Origin of the sequence: Bacillus sp. JJ1764 (assembly GCF_036962145.1) — a bacterium.
GTDB lineage: Bacteria > Bacillota > Bacilli > Bacillales > Cytobacillaceae > Neobacillus.
The window spans coordinates 1-343 of record NZ_JBALNY010000203.1 but is presented as its reverse complement, the minus strand read 5'-3'; the positions used below and the strand labels follow the sequence as shown (position 1 = coordinate 343).

General features: G+C 35.6%; 1 protein-coding gene. It reads left to right on the top strand.

Annotated features, from left to right (window positions below; all coding sequences use genetic code 11):
• The coding region (locus tag V7083_RS21745; protein WP_335482003.1) for an RNA polymerase alpha subunit C-terminal domain-containing protein at positions 1–252 on the top strand (252 nt) is incomplete at its 5' end.
• Positions 253–343: the final 91 nt, after the last annotated feature.

Below are 343 nucleotides of genomic sequence, written 5' to 3'. Positions count from 1 at the left end.
CATAAATATTATAAAAGTAGTGAATGTCCAACCTGTCCCATTTGTGAGCAGGAACGCAAGCCTGAAAATGGATTTCTTGCATTGCTTTCGGCACCAGCAAGACGAGCGTTGGAGAACAATGGTTTAACTACTTTACAAAAGTTATCATCATATAGTGAAAAAGACATTATGAAATTTCACGGTATAGGTCCAGCCTCTTTACCGAAACTAAGGTCTGCTTTGAAGGAAAAAGGGTTATCTTTTAAAGAATAATTTCTAATCACTTGAATAAGTGTTCATAGTGTGGCGATTCTTATTAATAGGATCGCATTTTTTTATTGTTACAGGGCAGGTTAGTTCAATA